This window comes from candidate division KSB1 bacterium (assembly GCA_034506255.1).
Taxonomy (GTDB): domain Bacteria; phylum Zhuqueibacterota; class Zhuqueibacteria; order Zhuqueibacterales; family Zhuqueibacteraceae; genus Coneutiohabitans; species Coneutiohabitans thermophilus.
The window spans coordinates 328,601-343,890 of sequence record JAPDPX010000001.1 but is presented as its reverse complement, the minus strand read 5'-3'; the positions used below and the strand labels follow the sequence as shown (position 1 = coordinate 343,890).

At 54.5% G+C, this 15,290-nt stretch carries 14 protein-coding genes and 3 pseudogenes; all 17 read right to left on the bottom strand.

Annotation, left to right across the window (positions count from 1 at the left end):
- Positions 1 to 335: 335 nt before the first annotated feature.
- Entirely contained in the window at positions 336 to 764 is a 429-nt protein-coding gene (locus ONB52_01445) for an SRPBCC family protein (GenBank protein MDZ7414803.1), read from the bottom strand.
- 13 nt (positions 765 to 777) lie between these two features.
- Positions 778 to 1,338 carry a dihydrofolate reductase family protein gene (locus tag ONB52_01440; GenBank protein ID MDZ7414802.1) on the bottom strand — a complete coding sequence of 187 codons (561 nt, stop codon included), beginning with the start codon at positions 1,336 to 1,338 and terminating at the stop codon, positions 778 to 780.
- Between the two features lie 111 nt (positions 1,339 to 1,449).
- Entirely contained in the window at positions 1,450 to 2,337 is an 888-nt protein-coding gene (locus tag ONB52_01435) for an alpha/beta hydrolase (protein MDZ7414801.1), read from the bottom strand.
- 70 nt (positions 2,338 to 2,407) lie between these two features.
- A complete protein-coding gene (locus tag ONB52_01430; protein MDZ7414800.1) occupies positions 2,408 to 3,088 on the bottom strand; it encodes a dihydrofolate reductase family protein in 681 nt (226 codons plus the stop codon).
- A 68-nt stretch (positions 3,089 to 3,156) separates the two neighbouring features.
- Positions 3,157 to 3,585, bottom strand: coding sequence for an SRPBCC family protein (locus tag ONB52_01425; protein MDZ7414799.1), 429 nt, complete (start codon positions 3,583 to 3,585; stop codon positions 3,157 to 3,159).
- Positions 3,586 to 3,632: 47 nt separating this feature from the next.
- A complete protein-coding gene (locus ONB52_01420) occupies positions 3,633 to 4,520 on the bottom strand; it encodes an alpha/beta hydrolase (GenBank protein MDZ7414798.1) in 888 nt (295 codons plus the stop codon).
- A 220-nt stretch (positions 4,521 to 4,740) separates the two neighbouring features.
- Positions 4,741 to 5,496: an SDR family oxidoreductase gene (locus tag ONB52_01415; protein ID MDZ7414797.1), complete on the bottom strand. Its 756-nt coding sequence runs from the start codon at positions 5,494 to 5,496 to the stop codon at positions 4,741 to 4,743.
- A 172-nt stretch (positions 5,497 to 5,668) separates the two neighbouring features.
- A pseudogene (locus ONB52_01410) lies at positions 5,669 to 5,770 on the bottom strand (VOC family protein).
- Positions 5,771 to 5,794: 24 nt separating this feature from the next.
- Entirely contained in the window at positions 5,795 to 6,682 is an 888-nt protein-coding gene (locus ONB52_01405) for an alpha/beta hydrolase (GenBank protein ID MDZ7414796.1), read from the bottom strand.
- A 115-nt stretch (positions 6,683 to 6,797) separates the two neighbouring features.
- Positions 6,798 to 7,364 (bottom strand): DUF4256 domain-containing protein, encoded by a 567-nt coding sequence (locus ONB52_01400; GenBank protein MDZ7414795.1) that lies wholly within the window; start codon positions 7,362 to 7,364, stop codon positions 6,798 to 6,800.
- A gap of 95 nt (positions 7,365 to 7,459) precedes the next feature.
- A complete protein-coding gene (locus tag ONB52_01395; protein MDZ7414794.1) occupies positions 7,460 to 7,849 on the bottom strand; it encodes a DUF1801 domain-containing protein in 390 nt (129 codons plus the stop codon).
- Between the two features lie 129 nt (positions 7,850 to 7,978).
- A complete protein-coding gene (locus tag ONB52_01390) occupies positions 7,979 to 8,404 on the bottom strand; it encodes a hypothetical protein (GenBank protein MDZ7414793.1) in 426 nt (141 codons plus the stop codon).
- 71 nt (positions 8,405 to 8,475) lie between these two features.
- Entirely contained in the window at positions 8,476 to 8,925 is a 450-nt protein-coding gene (locus tag ONB52_01385; GenBank protein ID MDZ7414792.1) for an SRPBCC domain-containing protein, read from the bottom strand.
- A 30-nt stretch (positions 8,926 to 8,955) separates the two neighbouring features.
- A pseudogene (locus ONB52_01380) lies at positions 8,956 to 9,486 on the bottom strand (SRPBCC family protein).
- A gap of 250 nt (positions 9,487 to 9,736) precedes the next feature.
- Positions 9,737 to 10,091 (bottom strand): annotated as a pseudogene (locus ONB52_01375) (YciI family protein).
- A 974-nt stretch (positions 10,092 to 11,065) separates the two neighbouring features.
- A complete protein-coding gene (locus tag ONB52_01370) occupies positions 11,066 to 12,592 on the bottom strand; it encodes a sigma-54-dependent Fis family transcriptional regulator (protein ID MDZ7414791.1) in 1,527 nt (508 codons plus the stop codon).
- Positions 12,593 to 13,505: 913 nt separating this feature from the next.
- Complete coding sequence (locus ONB52_01365; protein MDZ7414790.1) at positions 13,506 to 14,963, bottom strand: potassium/proton antiporter; 1,458 nt, start codon at positions 14,961 to 14,963, stop codon at positions 13,506 to 13,508.
- Between the last annotated feature and the right edge of the window lie 327 nt (positions 14,964 to 15,290).

Sequence of the window (15,290 nt, the reverse complement as noted above, 5' to 3'; positions counted from 1 at the left end):
GTTGATCGAAATTGCTATTGACACAGATTTGATCGATATATGAATCCACTCATTGGGTGGTGCAAAAAAATTGCCCGGCTGGCTTTGTTTTAACTCCGCTAGGAGTGGGATGTTTATAGCAATACCCGGCTCCGGTTTAAAACTCCGTAGGAGTGACATGTTTAATTTTTACCTTGAAGCCTGCGTCAATTCAACAAAATCCACATGCCACTCCTCCGGAGTTCGAGGGTATCCAGGAGCCTCGCTTTCCATAAACATTTCACTCCTAGCGGAGTTGTCGGTGTAGCGCGTCAGGACCTGCGTCGAATGATCAACCAACATGCAAAATTCAGGTATCATGGAATCGCTTCAACATGTTTCTTGAAATTGTCGAGAATCGTCTGCCATCCTGCTCTCTGCAGCTCCAGCTGATTCTCGGTTTCCGCTTCGAACGTCTCCACAATCTTCACCGATTTCCCCGCGCTGGTAAAGGTGATCTTTGCTTTTCTGCCGTCTTCCATTGTGTACGCGATCGTTTTGTGTTGCTGCACCTCATCGTAGGTTCCGACGAAATCGAAACCGGCGCTGCCGTCTTTCGCCTCCATCCGCGAAAGGAATTTGCCGCCGACGCGCAGATCGTTTTCGGCGCGCGGCGTGTGCCACTCGTCCGTTGCGGTGGCCCATTTTGTGATATGCTCGGGTGCGTTCCACACCTTCCACACTTTTTCGATTGGCGCGTTGACCGTAGTTTCCACGGTGATTGTCGGTTTGTTTGAGGGTGTCATAGTGATAACTCCTTCACAGTGATGGTTTTTTGTAATGGAGCGTAATGGCTCCGGAACGGAATTTTTTTGACCCGACGAGTTTCAAGCGAAGGCGCTCTTTGAGACCATCAGCCTCGAACAGGCGGGGACCCTTTGCCGCAACAACCGGGTGAACCACAAAGTGATACTCGTCAATCATGCCGAGTTGAGTTAAATGCGCGGCGATACTCAAGCCGTCAATGAAAATGTCCTTACCCGGTTGACCTTTCAATTTCAAAAGCTCTTCTTCAACGTTTGCGCGGGAGAGTGTCGTGTTCTTCATTTCAACGTTTTTGAGCGTCCTGGAAAAAACGATTTTGTTGATGGCATCAATCGTTCGCGCGAACTCGTTTGTCGCTTTTGTCTCCGACTGATTTTCCGCAACGGTATGCCAGTACGGAAACATCAGTTGATATGTTTTACGTCCAAAGAGGGCGATATCCGCGTTGCGGAGCAGCCCGGTGAAAAACTCGTGCAGCTCTTCATCTGCAATCCCATCCTCGTGGCCGAAGTAACCGTCAACCGTCATGTTGATGGCGAAGACTGCGTTTCTCATGTTGCAGTTCCTTTCTTGAAAAGAAATGCGTGTCCTGGTTACGGACCGACATTCACTGGCCGGGGCCGAGGACCAGCGCTCGAATCACAAGGATCGCTCTGCCAGGCTTTTTTATTGCTTTTGCGGCTTTGCATCGAGAAAGTCGTTCACCATCGGGACGATGACGGACATGCGATCGATGAGCGTCACATGTGTGGTGTTGGGCAAGATGGCGAGTCGTGATTCTGAGCGCGGGCCCATGTCGCCGTGGCCCCCGCCACCCTTCAGGCGAAACATTTCTGCGACGTGCTCGAGCCGTATGCCATCGGCGTCGCCGTGAATGAAAAACATCGGCGCTGTGGTGGCCTTGAGCTTGTCGGCGCTGATATCTTGCCCTTTCGTGGACGCGGCGGCCATTCGCTTGACGAAATTCGGAAAGTCATCCGGAGTCGGGCTCAGCTTTTTGTACTCGGTTTCGATGGGCGAGTCTTTGAAGGCGTCCGCCGTGAGTTGCGGGATCACGTCGATGGCTTCCTTGACCATGCCGTCTTGGCGGAAGACGGATGAAATGACGACCACCTTTCGCACCTTGTCCGGATGGCGGATGGCACAATGCATTGCCACGCCGCCGCCCATGCTGTAGCCGATGAGGTCCGCCTGCGAGATCTTGAGATGGTCGAGCAGCGCCGCCACATCGTCGGCGAGGTTTTCGTCGGTGATGTCGCGTGGGATGTCCGCCGTGCGCCCATGGCCCTGCATTTCGATGGCGATCACTTGCCGCGTTTTGGAAAGTTCGTCGATCCAATTCACCGCCCCATTACCCCACGGGGCTGTCCAATTGATGGTGATGGTCATGAACGCGCCGTGGAGCAACACCACCGGATCGCCGCTGCCGTGGATTTCGTAGTACATCTTGAGTCCGTTGACGTTGGCATACTTGCCGGCGCCTTGCGCGAAGGCAACAGTCTGTGCAATCAGACTCGCGTTTAACGCTGCAAACATCAGAATTTTTCTAAACATGGTTTTCTCTCCTTGTATGAATGAGCGTTTATAATATGGTCGTTCAGCGGGTGTGAATTTCGACAGCAAGTTATCCTTCAGCTTGCATCTTCTTCCGTCGTGCAATCTCCGCTTCCGTCGGCGATTCGAGCGCAGCCGAACCTTTTTGAATCTCACCCGCTCGCACATACGTGGCAATGACAACGCCGGTCGCTGAAGTTTTCAAGTCGATCAACTTCCATCCGACAGCAAGAACGCCTTCTCCAAAGAGCCGCTTGCCGCTGCCGAGCACTACGGGAAATATCAACAACCGGCATTCGTCAACAAGATCGTTTCTTAAAAGCGTCTGGAGAAGATTGCTGCTGCCGTGGACCTGGATTTCAGGCCCATCCTGATTTTTGAGCTTGGCGATTTCATTTACGACGTCGCCCTTGATGAGCGTGGAGTTTTGCCAGTCTGCTTTGGAGAGCGTTTTTGAGACGACGTATTTCCTCGCGCCGTTCAGACTGTCCGCTGCCATTTGATTCAATTTATCCGGATCGTTCTTGACGAACGGCCAATGTGCAGCGAATATCTCGTAGGTCTTCCTGCCGAGCAGGAGGTCGAATGGCTTTGATATCCATTCACCCATAATCTTCATCATCATTTCGTCCCAGTAGTTCACCGACCACCCGCCGTGAACAAAACCACCGGTTGGGTCTTCCTCGGGACCGCCCGGCGCTTGCATGACGCCATCGAGTGATAGAAAGGTGTTTGCAATAATTTTTCGCATGATGGTTTCTCCAGTGTCTTTTCTTGGGTGTTAAATACTCGAACAGGACCCTCTGAGTCCTGGTTGTATCATGGAATCGTTTCAACATGTTTCTTGAAATTGTCGAGAATCGTCTGCCATCCTGCTCTCTGCAGCTCCAGCGGATTCTCGGTTTCCGCTTCGAACGTCTCCACAATCTTCACCGATTTCCCAGCGCTTGTAAAGGTGACCTTTACTTTTCTGCCGTCGCTCATCGTGTACGCGATCGTTTTGTGTTGCTGCACCTCATCGTAGGTTCCGACGAAATCGAAACCGGCGCTGCAGTCTTTCGCCTCCATCCGCGAAAGAAATTTGCCGCCGACGCGCAGATCGTTTTCGGCATACGGCGTGTGCCAATCGGGTGATCCTGTTGCCCATTTCGTAATATGTTCCGGTGAGGTCCACACTCTCCATACTTTCTCAACCGGCGCGTTGACGGTAGTTTCTATGGTGATGGTTGGTTTGCTTGGCGTTGTCATTGCTTTGTCCTTTCAGAATAAGTGTTGAATCGATTCGTGCAGCATCTTCATTTCGTCTCCGGCTTGCTCTCGAAGAACCCCTTCGGCGTCTCGCCCTTCAAGAAAGGCTCGATGAAGGCAAGCAGCAACTCGGTCTGAGTGATGACGGCAGTGTGTGACGTCGCCGGCATGACCGCAAGCCGCGAAGTTGGCAGTGGCTTGCCCATGTCACCCATGCCGCCGCCGCCGAGCAGCCGAAACATCGCGACCGAATGTTCGAGGGTCGCTACGTCCGCGTCACCGGTGATGATTAGAACCGGAGTCTTCAACGCCTTGACGTTTTCTTCCCACGCCATCGGCTCTTTTTCAAGTTGAATCAGCTTTTTGACCAGCTCGGGAAAGCCATCAGGATTGGCAGCGAGCTTGCGATAGTCCTCGGCGAACGGCATGTTGACAAACATCTCCACCGTCATCTGCGGGATGAAGGCGATGAACTCGGGCTGCCAGCCACTGGCATCATAGGCGACGGAAGCAGCGACGAGTTTGTTGACCTTTTCCGGATGGCGGATGGCGAATTGCAGTCCGGCGGCGGCGCCCATGGAATAGCCGAACACGTCGGCCTTTTTGAGGCCCACCGCGTCCATGAAAGCCGCCACGTCGTCCGCCAGGTTGGGATAGGTAATGGGCCGGTCAATATCGGTCGTGCGACCGTGCCCCTGAAATTCGAGCGCATAAACCTGATGCGTCTTGGCGAGCTTGGGGATGATCGCGCCCATGCTCGGAATGTTCATGTATGCGCCATGCAGCACGATGAGCGGCAAGTTGTTCGGTGTAGCTTGGCCATGAATTTCGTAGTACATCTTCATACCGTTCACGTTGGCATACTTGCCGGCGCTTTGAGCGAAGGCAGCGGTTTGCAGAATCAGACTCGCGTGTAACACCAAAAGGGCAAATATCTTCTTGTTCATGACATCCTCTTTCTGTATGAATGATTGCGTTTATAATATGGTCGTTCAGCGGGTGTGAATTTCGACAGCAAGTTATCCCTCTGCTCGCATCTTCTTCCGTCGTGCCAGGTTCGCCTCCGTCGGCGTATCGAGCGCAGCCGAACCTTTTTGAATCTCACCCGCATCAAACCGCTTTTCGGTTTGCACGCTCAATCGCCTCGATTTGACCTTACCTCAGAGGCACGGCGCGGCCGAGCCAGTCCTCGAAACGTGTCCGGCCGAGGCGCGGGTTTGCGCCGGGGGCGAGGCCTTGATCATTCAACTTTACGCCGAAGTAGAGCGCCTGGGCGTCTGTGGTCACCTTCCGCTCGTCTCGGTTTGCGCGCAAGAATCGTCGAACCAGTTCGTCGAGACATGTCGGTTCGGGACCGGCGAGCTCGATCGTTTCGTTCAGCGGTTTTCCGACTGCTATATCGGCCAGGGCATCAGCGACGTCATCCGACGCGATGGGCTGCATCGGGGCCGGTGGCAATCGAACAGTTTGTTCCTGCGTAGCCGCTTGGGCGATGCCGCCCACGAACTCGAAGAACTGAGTAGCGCGGACAATCGTATAGGGAATCGGGGAAGCCTTGATCAGATTTTCCTGAGCCATCTTTGCGCGGAAGTAACCACCGGCGAGAAGGCGATCGAGGCCGGCGATCGACAGCGCAACGTGATGTCCCACGCCGGCCGCCGCTTCCGCAGCAAGGAGGTTGCGAGCTGAGGTCTCGAAGAACTTCAAAACTTCCGTGTAGTCGGACGAATCTGAGTTGCTCACGTCAACGACGGTCTGAGCGCCGGCAAGCGCTTTCGCCAGTCCCTCGCCGGTGATGGTGTTGACGCCCGAGGAGCGTGACGCTGCCACGACCTCATGGCCATGCTGACCAAGCTTGTTCACGAGTCTATTTCCGATGCGGCCGCTGCCGCCGATGATCACGATTTTCATGTTTTGCTCCTAACGATCTCCCGGTCCGATGGCTTCGTCGCTTGCATAGTGTTCTCCTTTTTGGCGGGCACGGCACAGGCTGCGGCAAGAATCAGCAGGCCGGCGGTGTAAGTTGACGCGAGGTGTTTCATTACTCTTCAAGTTTCCAGGCTGGGTTATAGGCAACTTCCCAGACGATGCCTTCGGTTTTCAGGCCGAGGCCATCTCGATAAAACCGGAGCGCTCTCTCCAAATCATCAACGCCGAGAGTGAGCAGCGTGATGCGAGGCTTCATGATTCATGCTTTCGTTTGTTGTCGTTATGATTTTGGCTGAGGCTCGGCGTCAAGAAAATCCTCAATCATTGGGACGATGAAGTCCGTGTCCTTAGAGTCGGAATTTATTGTGGTGATTTCTCCAATGTATGCGCCGTGCCCGCCTGGAATGATGGCCAACCGGCTGTTCGAAATCAAGCGATACATTTCAACCGCATGTTCCGGCGTCATCACGTCCGCGTCGCCGATGACAATCAAAACCGGCGCTTTGATGGATTTGAGTTGCTCATCGCTCATGTCTTTAAACTCAACCATTCTCTTGGCGCACTTGTCGCCCATGGTTTGCAGGTTATCCGGATTGGGCGCAACCTTCGTGTAGGCGTCTTTATACTGCTGCGGCATTTGTTCAATGGTCGCCTGCTTCATAAAATCCCAAAACTGCGCAGGAACACCGCTGCGTTTGCAGAGCGCGGAGGCGGCAATTATTTTATTCACGATTTCGGGGTGGCGAATGGCGATTTGCAATGCCGTTGTGCCGCCGTTGCTGAAACCGAAAAAGTCCGCCCTGGCAATGTTGAGGTTTTTCAAAAGCGTTGCCACGTCGTCCGCATCCTGCTCGAAGGACAGGTCGGCGTCTCTGTCGTTTGTGCGGCCGTGAGCTTGCAGCTCGACGCCGATGACTTGTCTGTGCTTTGCGAGCAGCGGAATGATTCTGCCAAAAGAAGTTTGTATGGTCGAGCCGCCGCCGTGAATCAAAACCAGCGGTTTGCCCTCGCCGTAAATCTCGTAATACATTTTCAGCCCGTTGACCTCGGAATAGCCGTTCTGGAAATTGGCGCTGCCGATCGAGGAGGTTGTTGCATCTTTTTTGTTCTCACGGCATGAAACCAAAAGCAGCGCTGCCAATGCGAAGCAAGCGAATGTCTGTTTCATTTTGTGTATCGTCTCCTTCGGATAAAGCTATGTGTTTTTCATCCGTTGGTTTTAATCTATCCGTGGGTGATAAAACCTTTCAGGATTTTATTCTGACTTTGATTATTTAATTCGCTTAGACCCTCAGCGAGCCACGAAATCCTCTCGCGGCATAGTACGATTCCGCGCCGTTGTGATAAACAAAGACGTGGCCGTAGCGACGATCACAAAAAAGCGCGCCGCCGAGTTTTCGAATATCCGAAGGTGTTTTCACCCAACTCGAGGTTTTCGTATCGAACTCGCCAAGTTGCTGCAGCTCGCGATATTGTTCTTCCGTTAAAATCTCGATGCCCATGGCCGCTGCCATGCCCATGGCACTGTCTTTGGGCTTATGCTCCTTCCTCGACTCCAGCGCTTCGCGGTCGTAACAAACACTTCTGCGGCCATTGGGACTTTCCGCCGAGCAATCATGGAAAATATACTCGCCCGTCTTTTTATCATGACCAACAACATCCGGTTCACCGCCGGTTCTTTCCATTTCATGGAGCGACCACAGTTTTTCAGGGTTCGCTTCTCCCGCACGGCGGGACACTTTAGCCCATTCGAGGCCTTGGTGGCGGTTCATGTTTTTCTCGAAACGGGCTTGCAACGCGCCGAGGAGTTCTTCACGTTGTTTTGCTTTCAGCTCTTTTGCGCTTGGCATTTCTGCTTTTCCTTTCTGGCTTGTTTCATTGATCTTTGCTCGCGCTGCCTTCTTGTGGATTGTGCTTTCGCTTCACGGCCGCCGCAAAACACGAGTCATTTCAAACGCACAAGCTTGCCTTTGCGACGCACGATATTCTTATAGTCCCACTGAATGTCGCGGGCTTTTTTGAGCCAGCGCTCGAGCGCCTTGAGATCGATTTGACTCGCGGCCGTGTATCGCGCTTCCGCGGCTTTGAAGCTGCCTTCGTTCTGCAGTTCTTTTTCTTCAAAAGACTGGCCGCTCCAAAAGAGCAGGCGAACGCACGATTTCAATTTGCTGTAACCGACAACGGGATTGCCCTCCAAGAACCAAACCGGATGAGCGTGCCATATTTTATTTTCCGCCTCCGGCAGAATTTGATCGATGGTTTCGGCAAGCAAGTCGCAAATCTTTCGATCGCTCGGAGCCAGTGACTTGTTGTATTGAATGGTGTCAGGATGCATCGCAGATCCTTTCAACCGTTGGGCCGCCACCCAACATTTCTTAAAAAATTGCATGCGTTTGGCCATCTGAACGGAGTGTGACGCTTCTGCATCGCAAAACTAAGGTTTTGCACTCCGAAGTTCCGCTGGCTAATTTCGTACTCCAAATCTTATTTGTGCTAATTTGTGGCCAAGCCACCCCATGGGAATGTAAGCGCCGGCCAAATCCAACACCGTAAACCAGATCGGCGAGGGCAGCATGAAGATGCTTGCAATGCCTCCGAGCAGGAAAAATACACCCACGCCCAAAGCAAATTTTATTTTGTGACTCGCTGCTATAATCGAAGCGACAAAAGCGCCGACCAACGTTCCCAACGCATGAGCCAAAAATGGAAAGATGAAATGCTTGGGTTCAAACAAATGCATTGACGCTTTCAGGCTTTCAACCTTCGTCACATCGACGCCGGCCGGCGGCGGGATGACTTTGCCGCTGATTGAGACGAGGCTCATATTCACAATGCTTCCAACAACAACACCGGCGATAACGGCTAATACATTTCTAAGAATTGGGTTCATATTCCCTGCCTTTCAGTTTGAGAGCCTTTTTAAAATGATGCGCCACCAGTTGTTTTTTGGCTGGAGAAAAATCACTTCAAATTTTCCGCCAGCTTGTCAAGGCACTGCTCCAAACCGAGCTTGGACATCTCGCGCATTTGGCCGAGCGTCCAGCCGTATTCGATGGCGGTCAGTTCCGTCTTGCTGCCGACACTTTTGAAGGCCAAGAGGGAAGGAATCTCTCTGGGGAAGTCCGCCGGCATGCCCATCGTCGTCGGATCGATTTGGTTGCCGTCTTTGTCGGACAACCATTGCGTGAATTCGATCAATTCGGATGGCACAATCTTTTTGTAAGTGCCGCTGGTGTAGAAATCTGCGTTGTTCATTTCCTTGGGCGCGCGCATGTGAAAAATAAATTTGCCGCCTTCGCGAAAATCGATTTGGCAGCTCGGCGAAGTGAAGCCGGTCGGGCCCCACCATTTCATGACCTGCTCGGGCTCGGTCCAGGCTTTCCACACGGCTTCAAGCGGCGCGTCGAACACGCGGGTGAGAACGATATCTTGCTTGCCCGCTTCGGCGACCGCTTTCAAATTGGCCAAGCCGGTCTCAAAATCCTTTCCGGCCATCTCGTCCATGTCGAAGAAGATGCTCATCACCTTGCCGAGGAAGGGATTGGAACCATGCATCGCCCACGTGATTTTTGTGGTCTCACCTTCGGGGGTGAGCGTAAATTCAGTCGTGTTGTGGCCCTCAAACGGCTCAATGAAATCCAGCTTGATGCCGAGCTTTGATGAAGGAGAAGATTCCACAATCTCCATGCGGCCCGCGCCGACCTCGCTGTTGCCCTGCCACGCATAAACAGCGCCGGCGCCGATTGCAGCCCCGCTGTAGGTTCTTTGCAACGCGGGATCCAGTTTTTCCCAAGGTGACCAGGCCCTCCAACTGCGGAAATCGTTGAGGTGCGAGAATATCACCTCCGGCACGGCATTGATGCTCGCGCTGCGCTCGATGCGGAACGTGTCCGGCTTGGTCGCGGCAAAACCAAGCAGGGCGATGATGATGACGCCCAGCGCCGCGATTGCTGTCAGGATTACTTTTTTCATGCTTCTTCCTCCGGTGAATTGTACTGACTGAAAAATGAAAGGCAATAATACTTATTATTCTGCAGAAACTATCACGCCTGCGAAGTTTTTCGAACCGCGAAGACGTCAGGAATGCAAAGAAATACAAGCTTGGCGTCCTTCGCGGTTCAAATTTGTTTGCGGCATGAATGCCGCGCTACGCTTCCCTTGTTGTTCCACGGCAAGCTGTCGGAATTCAACAAAGAGCAAATAGAAAACACTTAGTTTTTATTCACGCTGGCAAACCGGGAATCTCCACCATCGGCCGGACTTCGAGGGTGCCTTTGTGCAGCATGGGAATCCGTGCGGCGATACCGATGGTCTCGTCGAAATTCCCGGCTTCGATCAAGAAACAGCCGCCGAGTTGCTCGCGCGTTTCGGCGAAGGGGCCGTCGGTCACGAAGCGTTTGCCATTGCGCACCTGCACGCTGGTCGCCATGGCCGTAGGATGCAGCGGATTGACACCCAGATACTGCCCGTTGGCGTGCAGCTCATGCGCGAGTTGTACGGACTCACTGCAGCATTGTTCGCGCTCGGCCTCGCCCAGGGCCTGCTGGTCAAAATAAAGTTAGAAGCAAGTATTTCAATGGTTTGGTTTGCGTTATTGGGTTGGATGATGCGTTCAATGCGAGACCAAACGTTAACTTATGAATGCCCTGTGACAACCCTATGTCACAACATCTCACCACGTGCATTGGGTTTTCGCCCGGGCTTGTAAGATGGGATGGTCGTTTTAGGGGTGTACTATTTTGTAGAGCTTATGACAGTACCAGTGGGACAGCAGGGCGGCACTGCATGCCCAGCACTTTCACTCCTGCTCCATCTTGTACAGAGCCGCCTGGAAAATCTTTTGATTGTGAACCGGATCATACCCCGAGGTCGGTTTTCGTACCGATCAAGATAAAACTGCGGCCGACATGAGCTTTCTCCACCCCATACAGCGCCATACTGCAGTCGCCAAGTATGAGACATCCTTTCTTTAATACCATCCGGAGGAGCCAGGAAGCGATGCAACGACCGGCCAACATCTCTTGCAACAGCCGCCGCGCCCTGGTATGATTACCGGGCAGCACATGGGCGCGCGCCAGCCATGCCAATGAACTTTGAAATCTAATCCCTCTGCGCCGAGGTTTGAATCCCGGCCATGCTCTCCTCCCACCTGCCGTTTTTTATGATTGGTGAGTACCGGACACTTGCGTGCAAACCAAGAGGTCGGTGCAAAGTTGTAGTGGTGTGCACCGGCACGCTGCGTACAGACAAACGCCCGGTAAGGAGTTGGTCTCCGGCGATAGCGAGCGAGTTCCCGGTCAGTGCCGTTTCGACAGTACCAGCCAGTTAGCATGCGAGCAATTTCAGCATCACCGGCCGTTTGAGCTCGAGGGCTTCCGCCCGATAAAAAATCCCCATGCCGACGCAGCCATACATTTGCATGAAGTGATAGCGGGAAATAATTTTTCGTTAAGAATAAGCGCATTTCAAACAAGTCGAAGGAGAGCTGTACGGACAGCGTTTTTCACCGGCGGCTGTGAAAGGCGGGCGGAGGGATTTACCGGAGGAAAATTTATTGTGTGCTTTCCTCGGGTTTGACGATGCCCAGCTTGTCCATTTTGTAGCGGATGGTGTATTCCGAGATTTGCAGAGCGCGGGCAGCCTGCGACTGATTCCAGGCATGCGCGGCGAGCGCCTGGCGGATCAATTGTGCCTCCAGCGCATTCACCTGCTCCGTCAATGACAGCACGGGCGCTGGTTCTCTGTTATGCGTTGCATTCTTCTTGAATTCCCGCTTGAATTCCGCCGGCAGAAGCTTGTGCTGTATCACTCTCATTTCCGGGGAGGCCAGGGCGACCAGCCGCTCGACGAAATTCTCCAATTCCCGGATGTTGCCGTTCCATTGCCGCTGCTGCATGAAGCGCAGGAGCGCAGGATGAAAAGAGGCCGCCTGCTTGTGCTGTTGCAGGGCGAACTTCTTCAGGAAGTGATTGGCGAGCAACGGAATGTCCTGAAGACGCTCGTTCAAGGTGGGAACATAGATGGGGAAAACATGCAACCGATAGTACAAATCCTCGCGGAATTGTTGCTGCGCCACCATTTTGCGCAGCGAGGTGCTGGCAGCCGCGATGATGCGCACATCCACCGTCTTCGGCTTGTTGCTGCCCAGCGGACGAATCTCGCCCTCCTGCAGCACGCGCAGCAGCTTGGCCTGCATGTCATAGGGCAGATTGGCAATCTCGTCCATGAACAGCGTGCCGCCATGTGCTTCTTCGAACAGGCCGCGGCGCTCGTAATTCGCGCCGGTGAAAGCGCCTTTGATGTGGCCGAACAGCTCGCTCTCGAGCAAGTTTGCTGGGATCGCGCCGCAATCGACCGCCACGAACGGCCGGGACTTGCGCGGGCTCCCCAGATGAATGGCGCGCGCCACCCGTTCCTTGCCGGTGCCGCTCTGCCCTTCCAGCAACACCCGCACGTCACAGCGCGCCGCGGATTCGATGGCGCGCAGCAATTCTACGAACGGCTTCGACCGGCCCAGCATGCCCAGGCCGGCGTATTGTGCCAGCAGCACTTCCTCCGGCAGCGGCGTTTCGAAATACTCCTGAATCTGCTGCACGTTGCTCAGGAAGGGTGCGCACACCGCGGCCATCTGCTGCAGGAGCTTGAGCGCATATTCGTCGAATTGCCCTTGCCGGTTTTCATTGAGCACAAACAAATAGCCGATATCCACCCGCTGCATGCGCAGCGGCGCGCACATCACCGCCCGCTCCATGTCGTCTTCAAACAGCCCGTCAGGCAGACGGGGGTCGGTTTTCAAATCCGTGCTCAAAAAGGGCTGTTCATGCTGCCTCATCCAGCCGATCACCAGATTCTGCACCTGACGATGCTTTTCCTCTCCCAGGTCTTTGCCGCCCCGGAAAATCGTCTTCACTGTCTGCGGGGCGCCGGGATTGATCAGAATGATCGAAGCGGCGTCGGCATCGAACAATACGGCCGCCGTCAGGCTGATGAGATGCACGCTCTCTTGATAATCGCTCTGTCGCGTCAGGATCTCGGCAAGCTCCAGCAGCGTTTCGTGCTTTTGCAATTCGAAAGTCATGCCTGTTTCAGCCCCGGCTGGTCAGGGAGGGTTTTGGGTGCAGGTGTCATGAAAACTCACCTTGTCTTGAAGCAACAGCCAAGTCGTTGCGGGGGCCCCGCATCGACAATTTGCGCTTTAGGACAGTCACTAAATAATTATCGGCGGGGACAATAGCAAGGGCTGCCCAAAATTAATGCATGAACACAAGGCGGGCACGGTCTCTCTCGATCAGCGTCCGGCCGGACAGGCCGGCCCACGGCTGTGCCTGGCCAGTCAAACTGCGAGGGAGGGCGGCGGCAAGGTTCGTGTCCAATTTTCTGCTGATAGTTTCATCCTGGCAAAACTATCACAATCGCGAAGATTTTTTGAACTGCTTTTTTACACCGTCAAGGGCGCAAAGAGAATGGCATGACTGACCTCACGCGTTGGTATCGGCCTGCCAACGGTGCTGTGCTTAAAATCTGAGCGAGCGCGGTTTGCGAGTGGATTGCGAAGCATCGCCACCGATTCCATATGACGGGCAGCAAATTGATGCCGGTTACCGCGTTGAGATGCCCGTCGAAGGTTGCATCATCATTAAGAAGAATAAAGCGGTCGACAAGCTACTTCACTGTCACGTTGATTTTTGTGGCCACGCCCCCCTATGGATCGCTGCTGAAGCAGCAAAAAATTCATCTTCGAACAGCCGCCCACGAGGGGGGAACTACAGAATTCACGTTTACAGTGCACTATTGCCGACCTGCTTGAAATGACGCGACTGCCGCCGTGGGTTCTCATTGAACTGGAACGCCAAACCAATGAAAGAAGGCATACAGCGAAAGGAGAACAAGCGCAACGCACGATTGCACGCAAAAGCAGGAAGAGCTCAAAGAAATCCTTTGCGCGCCTTGCGTCCTCGCGGTTGACAGGTTTGGTTGGGGCTGTGACCGCGCTATGCCACCCTGGAGAAGATTGCCCGCACCTCCGGCAGGTTGCGCTTGTTGACCAGCGCCAAAACCACGTCACCCTCGTTGATCACCGTGCCGCCGCTGGGCACGATGAATTCCTCGTTTTGACTGATGAGCACGATCAAACTGTCGCGCGGCATGCCGATCTCAACCAAAGATTTTCCGGCAACGGCGGCATGCGCAGGCACGACGAACTCCACCAGATCCGTGTCCATGCCGGTGGGCGGGGCAAACTCGATGGGATACTGGCGCCGGCGGGCCACCGGCGCATCGACCTTGAGCAGACGGGCGACCGCCGGCATCGACCACCCCTGCAGCAGCGCGGAGGTGAAGACGATGAAGAAAACAAGATTGAACAGCAGCTCGGCATTGGGCAGCCTGGCCAGCAGTGGAAAAGTCGCCAGAATAACCGGCACCGCGCCGCGCAATCCCACCCAGGAGATCAGGGCCTTTTCGCGCCAGTTGAAGCGGGAGAAGGCCAGCGTGAGAAACACGCTCAGCGGCCGGGCCGCCAGCATGAGAACGGCGGACAGCAACAGGCCCGCGCCCATCACCGGCACGATGCGCGAGGGGAAGACCAGCAACCCGAGCGTGAGGAACATGCCGATCTGGCTCAACCAGGCCAGCCCATCAAAGAAACGCAGCAGGCTTTTCTTGTGGACGAATTCACTGTTGCCCGCCACCATGCCGGCGAGATAAACCGCCAAAAAGGCGCTGCCGCCCAACAATGCGGTGGCGCCATAGATGAGCAGCGCATAGGCGAGCACCAGAACCGGATAGAATCCCTCCTGCACAAAGTTCACCCGGTTGAGCAGAACAGTCAGCAATTTGCCCAAACCCACGCCGCAGGCGGCACCCAGGCTCATTTGCAAAACGAACAACCATGCGAGCTGCGGCAGGGAAGTTGCGGGTGCGGTCAACATCTGAATCAGGCCGACGGTGAGAAACACGGCCATGGGATCATTGCTGCCCGATTCCAGCTCGAGCAGCGGCTTGAGGTCGCCACGCAGACTGACGTTGCGCGCACGCAGGACGGCAAAAACGGCCGCGGCATCGGTGGACGAGATGACTGCGCCCAGCAGCAAGCCCTCCAGCAGTGAAAACGAATAGAACAGATGCGCCACCACACCGACAATCAGCGCGGTGAGCAGAACGCCCACCGTGGCCAGACCCGCTGCCGGCCACAGCACCGGACGCACCGCCTTCCAATCTGTATCCAGGCCGCCGGCGAACAGAATGAAAACCAGCGCGATGATGCCCACCGACTGCGCCATGCCGGCATCATCAAAATAAATGCCGCCCGGGCCCTCGGAGCCGGCCAGCATGCCAATCGCCAAAAACAACAACAACACCGGCACGCCAAGATTGGCCGAGAGCTTGGCCATGCCGAGACTGAAGAGTATCAGCACGGAACCGATCAGCAGGAGATACGCTAGCGTCAATTTTTGTCCTTCGTAAATGCTTGGTCATTTGCAAAAATCCGCCGCCGGGCGCGCTTGCTTCGAAGCAACTTTTCTCGTTCACCTTTTGCGGCGATCGGGCTGGCAAAGGTTTCAGGCGACCGGCGGGTTTTTCAAATGACTGCATTCCCACCGCTCTTCCTTTGGTTCAGCGGCCATGCGGCATCGCGGCCTGTGAATTGATGGAGTAAAAGGTTGGGGGGCATGCGAGAAAGCATTGCCCGGGCAGTCCTGCTGTTTCAGGACGGACACAATTTAGGATTTGGCCGGCAAGATCAAAGCAAAAAGACGTATCGCAGCAGGCCACCT